16 protein-coding genes are annotated in these 14,909 nt (G+C 64.0%); 9 read left to right on the top strand and 7 right to left on the bottom strand.

Annotated features, from left to right (window positions below):
• Together LQ144_RS09105 and LQ144_RS09100 are read left to right on the top strand one after the other, a co-directional pair.
• Nucleotides 1–190, top strand: a 190-nt coding sequence (locus LQ144_RS09105; protein WP_230118239.1) for a zinc-ribbon domain-containing protein, incomplete at its 5' end; no start/stop codon positions are given.
• Nucleotides 191–753: 563 nt separating this feature from the next.
• Complete coding sequence (locus LQ144_RS09100) at nucleotides 754–1,116, top strand: hypothetical protein (protein WP_230118238.1); 363 nt, start codon at nucleotides 754–756, stop codon at nucleotides 1,114–1,116.
• Between the two features lie 129 nt (nucleotides 1,117–1,245).
• On the opposite strand, the gene LQ144_RS09095 is transcribed toward LQ144_RS09100, so the two are convergent.
• The gene (locus LQ144_RS09095) at nucleotides 1,246–1,917 is read right to left on the bottom strand and encodes a DNA alkylation repair protein (RefSeq protein WP_230118237.1); all 672 of its coding nucleotides are present in this window, start codon (nucleotides 1,915–1,917) and stop codon (nucleotides 1,246–1,248) included.
• Nucleotides 1,918–2,230: 313 nt separating this feature from the next.
• Here LQ144_RS09095 and LQ144_RS09090 point away from each other — a divergent pair, with 313 nt between their 5' ends.
• The 5 genes from LQ144_RS09090 to LQ144_RS09070 are packed head-to-tail and all read left to right on the top strand — an operon-like array spanning nucleotide 2,231 to nucleotide 6,955.
• On the top strand, nucleotides 2,231–3,073 hold the full coding sequence (locus LQ144_RS09090; RefSeq protein ID WP_230118236.1) for an SLC13 family permease: 843 nt from the start codon (nucleotides 2,231–2,233) through the stop codon (nucleotides 3,071–3,073).
• Nucleotides 3,049–3,681 (top strand): hypothetical protein, encoded by a 633-nt coding sequence (locus tag LQ144_RS09085; RefSeq protein ID WP_354962136.1) that lies wholly within the window; start codon nucleotides 3,049–3,051, stop codon nucleotides 3,679–3,681. Before LQ144_RS09090 ends, LQ144_RS09085 begins: the two co-directional genes overlap by 25 nt.
• A 45-nt stretch (nucleotides 3,682–3,726) precedes the next feature.
• A complete protein-coding gene (locus LQ144_RS09080) occupies nucleotides 3,727–4,977 on the top strand; it encodes a CaiB/BaiF CoA-transferase family protein (RefSeq protein WP_230118235.1) in 1,251 nt (416 codons plus the stop codon).
• Nucleotides 4,974–5,963 (top strand): hydroxymethylglutaryl-CoA lyase, encoded by a 990-nt coding sequence (locus LQ144_RS09075; protein WP_230118234.1) that lies wholly within the window; start codon nucleotides 4,974–4,976, stop codon nucleotides 5,961–5,963. Before LQ144_RS09080 ends, LQ144_RS09075 begins: the two co-directional genes overlap by 4 nt.
• 2 nt (nucleotides 5,964–5,965) lie before the next feature.
• On the top strand, nucleotides 5,966–6,955 hold the full coding sequence (locus tag LQ144_RS09070; RefSeq protein ID WP_230118233.1) for a D-glycerate dehydrogenase: 990 nt from the start codon (nucleotides 5,966–5,968) through the stop codon (nucleotides 6,953–6,955).
• A 24-nt stretch (nucleotides 6,956–6,979) separates the two neighbouring features.
• On the opposite strand, the gene LQ144_RS09065 is transcribed toward LQ144_RS09070, so the two are convergent.
• The 5 genes from LQ144_RS09065 to LQ144_RS09045 all read right to left on the bottom strand — a co-directional run bounded on the left by LQ144_RS09065 (nucleotide 6,980) and on the right by LQ144_RS09045 (nucleotide 11,941).
• On the bottom strand, nucleotides 6,980–7,771 hold the full coding sequence (locus LQ144_RS09065; RefSeq protein WP_230118232.1) for an IclR family transcriptional regulator: 792 nt from the start codon (nucleotides 7,769–7,771) through the stop codon (nucleotides 6,980–6,982).
• A 63-nt stretch (nucleotides 7,772–7,834) separates the two neighbouring features.
• Nucleotides 7,835–8,497, bottom strand: coding sequence for a GntR family transcriptional regulator (locus LQ144_RS09060; RefSeq protein ID WP_230118231.1), 663 nt, complete (start codon nucleotides 8,495–8,497; stop codon nucleotides 7,835–7,837).
• Nucleotides 8,498–8,607: 110 nt separating this feature from the next.
• Nucleotides 8,608–9,627 (bottom strand): transketolase C-terminal domain-containing protein, encoded by a 1,020-nt coding sequence (locus LQ144_RS09055; RefSeq protein WP_230118230.1) that lies wholly within the window; start codon nucleotides 9,625–9,627, stop codon nucleotides 8,608–8,610.
• Complete coding sequence (locus LQ144_RS09050; RefSeq protein ID WP_230118229.1) at nucleotides 9,624–10,523, bottom strand: transketolase; 900 nt, start codon at nucleotides 10,521–10,523, stop codon at nucleotides 9,624–9,626. Before LQ144_RS09050 ends, LQ144_RS09055 begins: the two co-directional genes overlap by 4 nt.
• Before the next feature lie 80 nt (nucleotides 10,524–10,603).
• Entirely contained in the window at nucleotides 10,604–11,941 is a 1,338-nt protein-coding gene (locus tag LQ144_RS09045) for an MFS transporter (RefSeq protein ID WP_230118228.1), read from the bottom strand.
• A gap of 188 nt (nucleotides 11,942–12,129) precedes the next feature.
• Here LQ144_RS09045 and LQ144_RS09040 point away from each other — a divergent pair, with 188 nt between their 5' ends.
• On the top strand, nucleotides 12,130–12,954 hold the full coding sequence (locus LQ144_RS09040; RefSeq protein WP_230118227.1) for a sugar phosphate isomerase/epimerase: 825 nt from the start codon (nucleotides 12,130–12,132) through the stop codon (nucleotides 12,952–12,954).
• A gap of 101 nt (nucleotides 12,955–13,055) precedes the next feature.
• Nucleotides 13,056–13,832, top strand: coding sequence for an SDR family NAD(P)-dependent oxidoreductase (locus LQ144_RS09035; protein ID WP_230118226.1), 777 nt, complete (start codon nucleotides 13,056–13,058; stop codon nucleotides 13,830–13,832).
• 168 nt (nucleotides 13,833–14,000) lie between these two features.
• On the opposite strand, the gene LQ144_RS09030 is transcribed toward LQ144_RS09035, so the two are convergent.
• Nucleotides 14,001–14,735, bottom strand: coding sequence for a hypothetical protein (locus tag LQ144_RS09030; protein ID WP_230118225.1), 735 nt, complete (start codon nucleotides 14,733–14,735; stop codon nucleotides 14,001–14,003).
• Nucleotides 14,736–14,909: the final 174 nt, after the last annotated feature.

Raw genomic sequence — 14,909 nt, 5'->3', positions numbered from 1 at the left:
GCCTGGCCGGGTTGCCACCTGCCAGTCCTGCGGGCTCTCCGTCCACCACCACCTCGAAGAACGCGCCACCAAATTCACGCTGTTCTTCATACCCCTCTTCACCACGTCCAGGTCCTACCGCATCACCTGCTCGAACTGCGGACAGATGTCAACGATCAACTCCCGCCAGAAAAACGCGCTGACCCGCTGACAGCGGCGCCCCGACTTGCAGGCTCATGCCCGGTAATATGCGTAAGCGGCGGCGGCCACTGGTCAGGCGCCTTGCCCATCCGTGGGAGATGTCATTTGCGCAGATAAGTAGCCAGGCACTCACAAAGACAGGTATTCGCCACTGGTGCCTAGTCCGGACGACAAGTGTTGACTTAAAGCCGAAGCAGCCTTGCTTGCCCCGCCGCGGGGGCTCAGCGGCTGCTTCGCCATTTTCCGCTCGCACTGCGTTCGGCGTATGACGGGGCCGGCGACGAAGACGAACTGAAGCCTTCTGAACCCGGGGCTTTGGCACCGGCACTCCTTCGCTCGAATTTCCCAGGCCTGTAGCCCGGACGATCCGTAGTGGGCGGGGCAGGTCGTGAATCCTAGTTGGAAAGCGTCGAAGGGGTTGCCATGAAGCGCCGGCCGCTGCCGTCCTTTGTATTGATCGGTGTTTTGGCGCTCACGGGATGCAGTGGTCTTGCTGCGCGTCAGGCCGGTCCCGGTCCCGTTACCTCGACGGCGAGCCCCTTTGATTGCAGCGAAGCCAAGTACCGCGAGAGCGTGAACCGTGATCCTTTCGAGTGCAAGAACTTTACTTCGACGGCAGGCACCGACTACCGCCACAACCTGACCTGGCTCGCCACGAATCCTCTTCGCATGAGCTTCAGCCGAGTGAACGGGACGCTGACCATGACGGTCCGGATGCCTTGCGGCACGCTGAACGTACCCTCGGCAGTCACTGCCCGCACGCTCACTACTGACCCGGAACGGCTGGCTGAAACAGCCAATGGGTGCTCCGGCACCACGGGGGACATCCGGCGGTGGACGGTCAGCTTCCTGAAGTCGCCCCTGACGTACTCCCTCACGGAGCGGGCCCTCGTGCTCACCAACGACCTGGGCCAGATCGAATTTAAACAGCCTTAGTGTCGTGCAGTGCCCGAGCACGCGGGCGTTTCAAGGGGTCATGTCCTTGGCCGTCAGGCAGCCACTGGAACCCTTGATTTTTCCGCTGCGCCAAGGCCGGCAGCGGCCCAAGCGTGAGCGCGAACCTTCCTACCGAACGTGCAGTCGTCGCACCATCTCGGTGATCCAGATGGGCGCGAACGGGGACGTGCAGCCCGGGGGAGTCGGGTAATCCTTGAGCACCTCCAGGCGCTCACCGATGTCGATTGCACGGGCGCGGTACTCGGCGTGCCCGATCCCGATCTGAGCAAGGCAGTGGTTCATCGCCCACTGCAGGCGAGCCGGCGCGTCTCTCATCTCCGCCTCGATGACATCGAGCAGTCCAGCGAGGTCGAGGCCATCGGGTATTTTCGCCACGCGTTCGGCGGTCAGCGCCCAGCCGGCACTCGCGGCCACTGGATCCACATCGGCGAACCAGGCCAGGCGCAGCTCTTCTGAGTGCGGGTTCTTCTTCACCACGTAGTTCACGAGCCAGTCGTGCACCTTGGGAGTGCGTGCCTCGCGCAACATGAGGTCCAACTCGTCACGCTCGAACGCCTTCGGCCGGCAGATCAGGATCGCCAGCAGTTTCGCTGAAGTGTCACCCGTCTCCCAGAGCTGGCGCGCTAGATCCTGCTGCGTCTTCAGCCGCTTCGCGAGCGTGCGCAGTTTGCTGAGGTTCACACCGTGATCGTCACCGTGTCTCTCGTTCACCTCGCGGGCCCTCGGGTCCTCGAGCGCGGCCAACTCGGCCATCACCTCGGCCATCGCACTCTCGGCCATTTCAGCCTCCTGTCCGTCACGTGTGAGGTTCAGCCTAGTAGAAAAGCGGAGCCAACCAGCTGATCAGCGAGGGCATAGTCCAGAAGCAGAAGCCCTCTACACAATTGCCCGCCGACGCCGCCGTCGGGTAGTAGGCGGCCGGACCGAGCGGGCTCGAGGGGTCGCCAACCGAACGTCACAGACGAAGCCTCCTTCCGGAACGTCTTGCAATATGAGTTTAATCCCATAATATGGGTTGAGCGATGTGGCCCTCCTCACGGCGCCCATCTGCTCCCAAGCCTTCAATGTGGAAGGCCTCACGATCGGATTCCCCATGTCAGACATAGCTGTACTGATCAATACGGCAGTGGCGGTTTTAGCCGCCGTCGTGCTGATCGTCCGTTTCAGAGTCAATCCCGTCATCGCCCTGGTCATCGGCTCGGTGTACCTGGGCCTCGCCGCCGGCCTCGGCGTCGAGAAAACAGTCAAGACCATCACCTCCGGTTTCGGTGACATCATGGTGGATGTGGGCTTGCTCATCGCCTTCGGTGTGCTGATGGGCTCCATCCTCAACCGGAGCGGCGCGATCCGGCGCCTCGTGGAGCACTTGCTGAATACGTTCGGCCCCAAGCGCCTGCCCTACACCATGGGCCTCGCGATCGGAACGGTCCTGCAATCCATTTTCCTGGACGTGCTCCTCGTCATCTCCGCTCCCTTGGCACGCAAGCTGGCACCGAAGATCGGCAAACTCGGCACCGCCCGGATGGCAACCGCCATGGCCATCGCCCTCGAATGCGGCATCGTCTTCACGGTTCCCGGCGTCGCCTCCCTGGCCCTTGCCGGCCTGCTCAATGTGCCGCTCGGAAAAATGCTGTTCTTCGGCCTGCTCCTGGTCATCCCGACCATCATCATTTCCATTGCCATCATGACGTTCCTCTTCCGCCGCGGTTTCTGGAACGAAGCGAAGGATGAGGACCACACCTTCGTGGAGGAGGACGACCAGGAAGGTGAAGAGGAAGCGTACGACGGCGGCACCAAGGCTTCCGCTTCAGCGTCACCTGGCGGACGCACCCCCGGCTCCGACGGTCCTGGTGCCCGACTGGCCGGCGCGGCCGTTGCCGTGGCGGACGCGAAGAAAAGCAGGCGCCGCTCATCCTGCTTTTCGCGCCGCTCCTGACCTCACTGCTCCTCATCGGAGCCGGCGCTATTCTGCAGATTCTCAAGCTCGACCTGCCCTGGCTTCAGCTCCTGGGCGAGCCGGTCATTGCCCTGCTTATCGGCCTGATCGGCACCTGCCTCGTCACCCGTTCTGCCATCGGCCAGCAACGCGTCGAGCAGGCCATCACCGTCGGCTTTAAGGAAAGCGGACAGATCCTGATCCTCACCGGCGTAGGAGGGTCACTGGCTGCAACAGTCGCCGCTGCCGGCCTCGGTCACATCCTGGGCGGCTTCTTCTCGGCGAGCACCGTCGCCCCGCTCCTCGTCGTCTGGGCCATCGCGGCGGTGCTGCACATCGCCGTCGGCTCCGTCACGCTGTCCGCCATCACCGCAGCCGGGTTGCTGGCTCCGATTGCTCCTGCCATCGGACTGGATCCTGTCCTCCTCGCCCTGTCGGCCGGCGCTGGATCTCTGTTCATGGTCCACGTCACCAGCAACACCTTCTGGCTCCTGCAGTCACTGCTGGGGCAGAGCGTGCGGGGTGCGCTGAAGTCGGTGACCGTCGGGGTGTCGGTGGCCTCCGTCGTCGCCATCCTGCTGATCATGCCCATGAGCCTGCTCTTCTGACCGGGCGCACGTCCCCGGTAAGAACCTGCACGAAAGAAGAACGACATGACACAGACACGCATCGCACCCCTGGAGGGAGTCCGGGTTCTTGAGCTCGGCAACTACATAGCAGCGCCCACTGCAGGCAGGCTCCTTGCCGACTTCGGTGCCGAAGTGATCAAGGTCGAGCGGCCCGGAACCGGCGACGAGCTGCGCAACTGGCGCCTGCACAAGGGTGACACTTCCATGCTGTATCGGACGATCAACCGGAACAAGAAGTCCGTGGTGCTGGACCTCCGAACCGAAGCAGGCAAACAGGCAGTGCTGGCGCTCGTTGCAAAGTCGGACATCCTGCTGGAAAACTTCCGGCCAGGCACGCTCGAGAAGTGGGGCCATGGCCCCGAAGTCCTCAACGAAGCCAACCCGGACCTGATCATCACCCGCATCTCGGCCTTCGGGCAGACGGGCCCGCTGTCCGCGCGGCCCGGCTTTGCCGCCGTCGCCGAAGCGTACGGAGGCTTCCGCAACCTGGTGGGCGACCCGGACCGCGCACCGGTCCGGGTGGGCGTCTCCATCGGAGACTCAATTGCGGGACTTTACGCAGCCTTCGGCTCCATGATGAGCCTGTACCAAAGGGAAGCACGACGCCGGGACGCGGCCGGCGCTGCGCCGCTCACCGAGCGCGTCATCGACGTCGCGCTCAACGAAGCCATGTTCTCCATGATGGAATCGCTCATTCCGGACTACCAGGCGTACGGCGTGGACCGGCAGCGGGTCGGCGGCCGGATGGAAGGGATAGCCCCTTCCAACGCGTACCTCTGCGGGGACGGCGCAAGCATCGTCGTGGCCGGCAACGGAGACTCGATTTACCAGCGGTACATGCACACCATCGGACGTCCTGATCTGGCCACGGATCCGTCGTTGCAGACCAACGCCGGCCGCTGGGGGCGGCGCGAAGAACTGGACCAGGCCATCGGGACATGGGCGGGGGAGCTGGACGCTGCCGACGCACTCGCAGCGCTCGATGCCGCCGGCGTGCCTGCCGGCCCCATCTACACGGCGGCCGATATCAGCACCGACAGCCAGTACACAGCCCGCAACATGATCCAGAAATTCGACGTTTCCACCGGGGACGAAATCCTGCCCGGCGTCGGGTTCCCCGGCATTGTCCCCGTCATCGGAGAACAGTCTCTCCCCATCCGGAACCTCGGCCCTGACCTGGGCGAAAACACCGAAGAAATTCTCAGCGGGCTCCTCAACATGGACCCCGCAGAAATCAGTGCGGCCTCCGGCCGCGAGGAGGCCCTCCAGCCATGAACCGCCACGAAACCAGCCTTGCTGCAACGCTGGGCAACACCATCCTCAGGGACGTGACCCTGCGGGACGGGCTCCAGCTCACCGGAAAAGTTCTCCCCACCGAACGCAAAGTCGACACGGTCCGGGAACTGCTGCGCCTGGGCGTGCCCGCCATTGAACTTGGATCCATGGCCCGCCCGGACCTCGTCCCCACCATGGCCAACACGCTGGAAGTCGTCCAGGCCCTCACGCCCGGGGAACTGGAAAAGTGCTGGATCTGGGTAGCCACCCCAGGCCATGTAGCCAAGGCCGCCGCCGCCGGGGCGAGGAATTTCCAGTACTGCCTGTCGGCGTCGGACTCGCACAACAAGGCGAACATCGGCCGCACCACGGAGGAAAGCCTCGCTGCCCTGCCTGAGGCGGTCGCGTACGCCAAGGCCGTTGGCGGGCAGATCCAGCTCTGCATCGCCACGTCATTCACCTGCCCGTTCGAGGGAATGGTGCCCGAGGAACGAGTCCTGGCCATCGCCAACGACCCCCGCGCCGAGGGCACCACGGACATCGTTCTCTGCGACACCCTCGGGCAGGCCGTCCCGGCCCAGGTGTCGGGGCTGATCGCCCGGGTCCGGGAAGAATCCCCGGCCCGGCGGATCGTCTACCACGGCCACGACACGTGGGGCCTGGGCGTGGCCAACACCCTTGCCGCCATCCAGGCCGGCGCCGCCATGGTGGATGGCGCGCTCGGCGGCCTGGGCGGCTGCCCCTTTGCCCCGGGCGCCAGTGGCAACACGTCGAGCGAGGACATCCTCTTCGCCACCCGGCCCGGATGGCTGACCACGGAAATTTTCGGGGAACTGGTGGTCCTTTCCGAGAAGCTGCTTGCCGAACTGGGCGAGCCCAACCGCTCCAAAGCTGCCCAAGGCGCCCGGTCCAACGCCGCAGCCTTCGACTGGGTCCTCCAGTCAGACAGCACAACTCCCACACCCTGCACCTCAGGAGACAACTAAGCGTGGGCAACAGTTTCCTGGTCACCACCGCCATTCCGGAACCCGGACTCCAACTGCTGTCCGACGCCGGCCGGGTCACCGTTCTGCCCGACCCGCCTGACTACGATGCCTTGGCGGCGCTGTGCGCCTCAGGCGATTTCGACGTCGTCCTCACCCAGCTGCGCGATGTCATCGACGCGCCGCTGCTGGCCGGCGCCCGCCTGCGGGGCGTGTCCAACTTCGCCGTCGGGTACAACAACATCGACATTGAGGCCGCCACCCGGCGCGGCATCATGATCGGCAACACCCCCGGCGTGCTGACGGACGCGACGGCCGACATCGCCATGCTGCTCATCCTGGGCACGGCGCGCCGCGTGGTCGAGGCCGACCGGCTGGTCCGCGACGGAAAGTTCCTGGGCTGGGAACCGGAGCTCCTGCTGGGCCGCGACGTCTCCGGCGCGGTGCTGGGTCTGGCCGGCTTCGGACGGATTGCCCGCGCCACGGCCCGGCGCGCGCTGGGGTTCGGCATGCAGGTGCTCTTCTCGCCCCGGCCTCCGGGTGACCGTCCCGTCAGCGCGGCGGAACTCGGCGAGTTTGCGGGCAACGTCCGGCAGGCGCCGTGGGACGAGCTGGTGGAGCGCAGCGACTTCCTCTCCCTGCACGTCCCGCTCAGCGACCAGACCCGGCATCTGGTGGACGCAGACGTGCTGGAGCGCATGAAGCCCGATGCCATCCTGATCAACACCGCCCGCGGGCCGATCGTAGACGAGACGGCCCTCGTGGATGCCCTCCGCAGCGGCGTCATCGCCGGCGCCGGACTGGACGTATTCGAGGACGAACCGAAGCTGGCTCCCGGCCTGGCTGAGCTGCCGAACACGGTCCTCCTCCCGCATGTCGGCAGCGCCACAGTTCCCGTCCGCAGCGAAATGGCCCGCCTCAGCGCGCTGAATGCGGTGGCCATCGCCGAAGGACGCACCCCGCCCCATGCGGTCAACTACCTCGCCAGCGCATGACGGGCCCGCGTTTCCTTGCGAGCGTTAGGTCTCGCCAGGAAACCGGCCACCAATTAGTCTCGTCATGTGCTCTGCTGTGGCAAGCAGGGGCTCCAGCCAGGATTCACAGGTCTCCAGCGGCATCCGCAGGGTGGGCCCGCTGATGGTTACTGCCCCCACCAGTCCGGCTGCCGAATCGAATACGGGAGCCGAAAGACCCGAGGCTCCGTCTTCGCGCTCACCCACGGTTATGGCAAACCCGTCCACCCGCGTCTTCTTAACCGCGGCTTCCAAATCCTCGGAGCTGGTGATTGTGGATTCCGTGATGGACTCCAAAGGATCCCGCAGGACGGCGTCCATCAGATCCTGATCCCACGCCAAAAGTACGCGTCCGGCGGAGCCCGCGTGCAGTGGAAGAACCTTGCCAAGGTGCATCTCGCGCCGAAGCGCATGGCGCGTGTCTGCCATGGCCACGCAAACGCGGTAATGCTGCTCTGCCTTGAAGAAACACGCAGTCTCGCCCGTGGTGTCACGCAGCGTCTTGAGCAGCGGACTCAGGATGTCTATGACTTCCATTCCGCGAGTTGCCGGAGCCGCCCAGAAGGCCATGCGCATTCCGATGCGGTAGGCATCGTCCTCCCGGTCAAGGAATCCCTGGGACATCAGATTCGTGACAAGCCGCTGGACAGTGGAGGTCGGCATCCCCGTGTGCTCGCGGATGTCACTCAGCGACAAGACCGGCTTGGACAGGGAGAAAGCATCCAGGATTGAGGATATTTTTCCGAGAACAAGCAATGGGTTGCTGCTGGACTTCGTAAGAGCATCGGACGTGGACATAGAACTCACGCTAGACGCTGGCGGCAGCCGAATCCACTCGCCTCCCCGCAGTGGGCGGCGCCCCTAGGCGACCAGGTTGTCGGCCGCGGTGTCCATGTGTTCGCGGATGGTCTTGCGTGCCAGGGAGGCGTCGCCGGTTTCAATGGCGGCCACGATGTCGTGGTGCCGGTCCACGCTCATGTTCGAAACACCCTTTTCCAGGCCGGCGAACATGATGGACATCCGGATAGACCCCTCCAAGGCTTCCCAGGAGTGGAGCAGGGTCTCGTTGCCGGTGAGGCGGCACAGGGTGCGGTGGAAGTCCATGTCGGTTTCGATGCGCTCTTCGAGGGTGCCCTTTGTCGCGGCCGCCATTACTTCGATGGCGGTACGCAGTGATGCGATGACGTGCTGGCGATCCGGCAGTTCGCACAGCGTGCGGGCGGCCAAGGATTCGAGGGCGGCACGTACGGAGAAGATGTCGCGGATTTCCTTGGCATCCAGGTGGCGGACCGACAGGCGTCCCCGCGGGCCGGCGGACAGCAAACCTTCCTGCTCCAACTGGCGCAGGGCCTCGCGGAGGGTACCGCGGCTGATCTGCAGCATGTCGGACAGTTCCGTTTCCACCAAGTGCTTGCCCGGTTCCAGCTCGCCGCTGGTGATGGCGGTGCGCAGCGCGGAAAGCGCCTGCTCGCGGAGGCTTTTCTTTTGCAGTCCCAGCAGGGTTGCGGGTGCTCCGGCGGCCATCATCGTTCCTCAATGTCAGGGGTCGACTGTTTACAGTCGTATGTTTTGATCTTACGGCAGCAGCGCGGGGCGGGTATGGGGCCCGCCCCGCGCTGCTGCGGCTTTCAGTCCTAGCCGAGTTCGGCGAGGACCTTGGCCACGATGCGCTGCACGGACAGCCCGTAGCGCTCGTGCAGTGTGGGCAGGGCGCCGGCGTCGAGGAACTCGTCCGGCAGCGCCACAGGCACTACGCGCTTGCCGAGTCCGGCCGTGACGACCGCGGAGGCGACTGTTTCGAACAGCCCGCCTATGACGCTGTGGTTTTCCAGCGTCACTGCCAGCCGGTCCGTGTTCAGTTCGGCCAGGACCGTAGCGGCGTCGAACGGCTTGATGGTGGGTGCATGGACGACGGCGACATCGACGTTGTGTGCTGCGAGGGCCTTGGCAGCCTGAAGTGCTCGCATGGTCATCAGCCCGCTGGAGATGAAGACGACGTCATTGCCGCCGCGCAGGACTTTGGCTTTGCCGAGTTCGAACGTGTAGCCGTATTCGTCCAGGACGGTGGGGACATTGCCGCGAAGCAGCCGCAGGTAGGTGGGGCCTTCACTGGCCGCCAGTTGGGGGACCGCCTGTTCTATGTCGATTGAGTCGCAGGGGTCCACGATGGTCAGGTTGGGCATGCCGCGGAAGATGGCCATGTCCTCGGTGGCCTGGTGGCTGGGGCCATAGCCGGTGGTCAGGCCGGGGAGGCCGCCCACGATGTTCACGTTGAGGTTCGGTTCGGCGCTGTCCAGGCAGAGGAAGTCGTAGGCGCGGCGGGCAGCGAAAACGGAGTAGGTGGAGGCGAACGGCACCAGGCCGGTCTCCGCAAATCCGGCGGCGGCGCCGAAGAGCAGCTGTTCGGCCATTCCCATCTGGAAGAACCGTTCCGGGAAGGCCTGGGCGAAGATGTGCATGTCCGTGTACTTGCCCAGGTCCGCGGTGAGGCCGACGATCCGATCGTTTTCCTGTGCGGCCTTGACCAGCGCGTGTCCGAACGGGGCGGAAGCGGTCTTTTGGCCGGGATCGGCGAAGGACGCGATCATGGCCGAGGTCTTCAGCTTCGGTGCGGTGGCCTTCACTGCGGTGGTCTTGACTGCGGCGGTGCTCATCGGGTGGCCTTTCCTTCGTATCCTGCGGTCAGTTGCTCTCGGCAGAGCTGCCATTCGTGTTCTTCGATGCGCATGAAGTGCGCCTTCTCGCGGTCCTCGAGCAGCGGCACGCCGCGGCCCACTTTCGTGTCGCAGAGGATCACGGAAGGACGTCCGACGGCGGCGGCCTGGGCTGCTGCGTTGTCGAAGGCGTGCAGGACGTCGGCCATGTTGTTGCCGTCCACGCGCTGGGTGTACCAGCCGAAGGCTTCCCACTTTTCCGTCACGGGTTCGGTGCGCAGCACCGTGTCCGTCTTGCCGTCGGCCTGCAGTGCGTTGATGTCGACCATGGCGGTGAGGTTGCCCAACTGGTGGTGGTGTGCGCCCATGGCAGCCTCCCACGTGGAGCCCTCGTCCAGTTCGCCGTCGGAGAGGAAGTTGTAGACCCTGGCCGTGGAGCCCTGGTGGCGCAGGCCCAGGGCCATGCCGACGGCGATGGTGAGGCCGTGGCCGAGGGAGCCGCCGGAAATTTCCATGCCGGGCGTGTAGGTGGACATGCCGGACATGGGAAGCCGTGAATCATCGGATCCGTAGGTTTCGAGCTCTTGGACGGGGATAACGCCGGCCTCAGCCAGCGCAGCGTAGTGGCCGATGGCGTAGTGCCCGGTGGACAGCAGGAACCTGTCCCGCTCGACCCAGTGAGGATCGTCGGCGCGGAAGCGGAGCTGGTCCGCGTACACCGCGGCCAGCATGTCCGCCGCGCCGAGTGCCTGGCCCACGTAGCCTTGGCCCTGCACCTCGCCCATGTTGAGGGCGTGGTGCCGGATCCTGTAGGCCGCGGCGGCTACCCGCCCGAGGCGTTCTCCGCTTCCTTCGGGTGACTTGCTCAGGGATGTTGTTTCCTGCGTGAGAACCACAGTTCTGCCTTTCGAAAGTGGTGGATGCGTTCTGAGGGATGCCGTCGACGGCGTCCAATTCGGCGCGTGTCGCGTGTGTCCTATGCGCTCACGTGTGCGGGGGTGCTTTTCGTAGCCTCGTCGGCAAGCCGGCGCTCCCGCTTGCCCCAGGTCTCGCGGGTGGCAATGGCTGCCCAGAGACCGATGGCGGCGTAGAGGCCGAAGAGCAACGCCGGGCCTATCCAGCCGAAGCTGACGAAGAGCAGCGTGGTGATGAACGGTGTGAAGCCGGAGACCATGGCGGAGATCTGGTAGGCAAGCGATGCACCGGAGGCGCGGGTTTTGGCCTGGAAGAGCTCGGGGAACCAGGCACCCTGGGCTCCGGCGAGGGAGTTCTGGCACACGGCGTAGGAGATGACGATCGTCGCGATGATGAAGATGAACAGCCCGGTGTTGACGAGCAGGAACATAGGGATGGCGAACAGCGCGGCGAAGGCGCAGGACCAGATGTACACGGGCCGCCGGCCGATCCTGTCGGTCAGCCGCGCCCAGACCTGGGTGGCAAAGATGCCGATCGCGGAGGCGATGCAAAGGGCGACGAGAGTCTGCGTCTTGTCGGCCAGGTGCTGGCTGTTGAGGTAGGAAATCATGTAGGTGATGGAGACGGCGTAGCCGGCGGTCTCGGCGATGCGGAGGCCGATGCCCTTGACGATGTTGCGCCAGTCGGTCTTGATGACCTCGACGATGGGGGACTTCACGATGTCGCCGCTGTCCTTGACCTCGTCAAAGACGGGGGACTCGGGGACCTTTGAGCGGATGATCAGGCCGACGATGACGAGGACGATGCTGGCGAGGAAGGGAATGCGCCAGGTGAGTTCGCCGCCGAGCTGGACGCTGACCAGAAACACAAGGTTTGCGAGCAGGAGGCCGACGGGGAAGCCGGCCTGGACGATTCCGGTGTACTTGCCCTTGGCCTTCCAGGGTGCGTGTTCGTAGCTCATCAGGATGGCTCCGCCCCATTCAGCGCCGAAGGCCAGGCCCTGGACAACGCGGACAAAGACCAGAAGGGCAGGCGCCAACAGTCCTACCTGGCTGTAGGTCGGAAGGAGGCCGATCATGAAGGTCGCAATACCCATAAGAATCAGCGAAGCCACGAGGACCGGCTTGCGGCCCAGCTTGTCACCGAGGTGGCCGCCGATGATGCCGCCAATCGGGCGGGCGGCAAAGCCGACGCCAAGAGTGGCGAAAGCGGCAAGGGTGCCGGTGACCGGATCGCCGGTGGGGAAGAAGGCCGTTCCAAAGTAAAGAGCCGCGGCGGTGCCGAAACCGATGAAGTCATAGGTTTCGATGACTGCGCCGACGCCGGAGCCGATGGCGACCCGCCTGGCGTCCTTGGTGCCGTGAACCGGGCCGCGCATGGCCAGAGCTTCTTTGCTCATTGGTGATTCCCTTTCGAAAAGCAACCGCCGCTGCGGCGGAGGTCACGGTCGACTGTTAACAACGGATGATCCAGTGTGATCTGCATCATGCCCGTCTGTCAACTGCCAACGTCAGAGGTTGACTGTCAACAGTCTTCGCCGTAGCGTGGTGCTCGTCACTTCTACGTAAGCAATGAGGATCAACGAAGATGTTCAACTCCCGACTCGGCTGCTCGTCCATCAGCTTTCGCCACCAGGACCTGGGCACGGCACTGCAGACCATCAGCGGACTGGGGTTTGACGAAATCGACCTGGGTGCCCTGCCCGGCGTCTGCGACCACGTCCCGTATGAACTTGATGCGGACGCCGTCACGGCCGTCACCGCGGAGGTTACAGCCTCCGGTTTGCGGGTCCGTTCGATTAACGGTGACATCGGGGATCTCAACGCAGTGCTCGACGGCGGCCGGCAGGCGGCGCGGGACCGGCACCTTGACGCGCTGCTCACCCTCACCGCGGACACAGGCGCCAGGGCGCTGGTCCTTCCCTGCGGGGCCCCGAGCCACGAGCCGGTCCGGAGTGTCGACGAGGACCTGGACGAAATAACCGCCCAACTGATCCACGCGGGGCAGCGCGCGGCGGAGTTCGGCGTCGAACTCTGGACCGAATCCCTGCACTTCCTGAGGTTCTGCTGGAACCTGGAGCGCGCGGAACAGCTGGCCGCGCGGCTGGCAGGTTCCGGCGTGGGGATCGTCATGGATTTCAGCCACATCGTCGCCGCCGGCGAGGACCCGCTGGAATACGTCGAACACCATGCCGGCCGGATCGCGCACGTGCATCTCAGGGACGCCGTCCCGGGCAACATCAACCTCAGCATCGGCAACGGGCAGGCAGACTTCTCCGCCGGACTGGGTTCACTGGCGTCCCACGGCTACACCGGCCACTTCTCACTGGAACTGGAAACCCGGGACGTCACCCACGACGAGCGCCCGGCCGCCGCGGCCAAAGCAGCCAGCTACATCAGCGACCTCATCTGACCGTCGATTGCTCCGTAACGGCCCTTATCAGCCCTCAAAACGGCGTTTACGGAGCACTCGATTCCACTCAACCGACACACCAAGCAAACCCAAGGAGCATCATGACCACCACCATCCAGCGCACCGCCGTCCTCACCGGGGCAACCTCGGACCGGGGCATCGGCATCACCACCGCACGCCGCTACGCCAGCCAGGGCTGGGCTGTGGTGATCCTGGACCTCGACGGCGAGAAATCCGCCAAGGTCGCAACGGAAATCGGCAACGAGTTCAACGTCGCCGCCTTCGGCCATCAGATTGACGTCGCCAGAGAGGTTTCCGTCAACGCCGCCTACAAGGCGGTGGCCGCGGAGATCAGCGCCGGCAACCTTCCCGCAGTCGGCGCCCTCGCCAACATCGCCGGCATCACCTCGCCGGTGCCGTTCCTGGAGACCACGCTGGAACTGTGGAACAAGGTCATGGCCGTGAACTCCACGGGCACCTACCTGGTCACCAAGGCGTTCCTGCCGGATATGATCGCCAACGGCTGGGGCAGGATCGTCAACATGTCCTCCGTTTCCGCCCAGCGCGGCGGCGGCGTGTTCGGCAAGGTCCCCTACTCCGCAGCGAAGGCTGCCATCTTGGGCTTCACTAAGGCCTTGGCCCGCGAAATAGGCGCCACCGGCGTGACTGTCAACGCCATCACCCCCGGCGCCGTGGATACGGACATCCGGGTGGGGAGCACCGAGGAACAGGAAGCCGCCATCAACGCAGGTATCCCGCTGGGCCGCAACGCCACCACCGAGGAGATCGCCGCCGTCATCACCTTTCTCTCCTCAGAGGATTCGGCATATCTCACGGGCACCACCATTGACATCAACGGCGGCAGCCACATCCACTAAGAACCACAGAACGCCCTGCGGGAACGGCTGCCGGCGCGTGGGGCGCCGGCAAAACTCCTTGAAATACTCGAGGGGAGTCAATGGTCGTGAAACCAAAGAACATTGGCAAGGAGCAGGGGAAGGTCTGCTGTGGAACAGCGCCTGGACGACTTTTCACAAGTGAAATGCTTATGGCACGACAATGTTTGTAAGTTCTGATCGACTGCCGGTTTCCAAGTCCTCAGTAAGAACCAGCGAACTGACCTTGGGGCAGTAGTACTTGTGCTCTCTCGACTTTTTCTCAAGCGGCGTCCAGTCGTAGACCTTAACGCAGTCGGAGTATGTCCCAAGCTTCGTTGCCACGGTCAGGCCCGTGGCAACGGTGTCCCGCATATCTTCGGCCTTTCCTACGTAATATTCCTGCCTGTAGGAGTCGTTCACCCGCTGCTCGGCCTTCATCCAAATGCCAGCTCGTGCACCGTCTTGCCCATGAATGAAGCTGCCCGAATGACTGAGCAATACTCCATTTAGAAAGTTGTTCACGTCCTCGCCAAAGTACCAGACGTCTCCATTTTTGTGTTGCGCCAGGTAATCTCTGGTTTCCTCGACCAGCTGTCCGTTTTTATACTCCCTGTCTAGATAGATGGCCGTCTCGACGCCCTCAATGATCTTCCGTTCAGCGAGGATCTCAATCTCGACTCGCTCTGTGGCTCCGCCTTGGGCCGTACCCTCATAGGTCATTTTCTTGCCTACGGGAAGGGCGAAATACTTGTTGGTAATTTTCGCAGTGAAATCCGCCGGCTTGATCTGTGGATTGTAGTCACTGGCCTGATGTTGCAAGTTGTTCACGAGCAATAATGCTCCGCCGGCGACAATCAGCAGTAGGACAATGACGCCGCCGAGCATTTTGGTTTTTGAGTTCATAACGTTTGCCGCCCCTTCCGAGTAGACCTTCTATCGACGATCGACGGTTCGCCACCGGTCACATCGGCCACCGATGGTGCAACCGCCCCGGAACTATAGGAAAAAGGTAGTCCAGACGGCCTCAATAGAGAATGCCCTGCGGATTAGGCGGGTGTTGGCCGATACCTCTGAGAG

This window comes from Arthrobacter sp. Bi83 (assembly GCF_918698095.1).
Lineage (GTDB): Bacteria > Actinomycetota > Actinomycetes > Actinomycetales > Micrococcaceae > Arthrobacter.
Note: the sequence above shows the minus strand (reverse complement) of the source record. Positions and strands in the feature narration are given on the sequence as shown.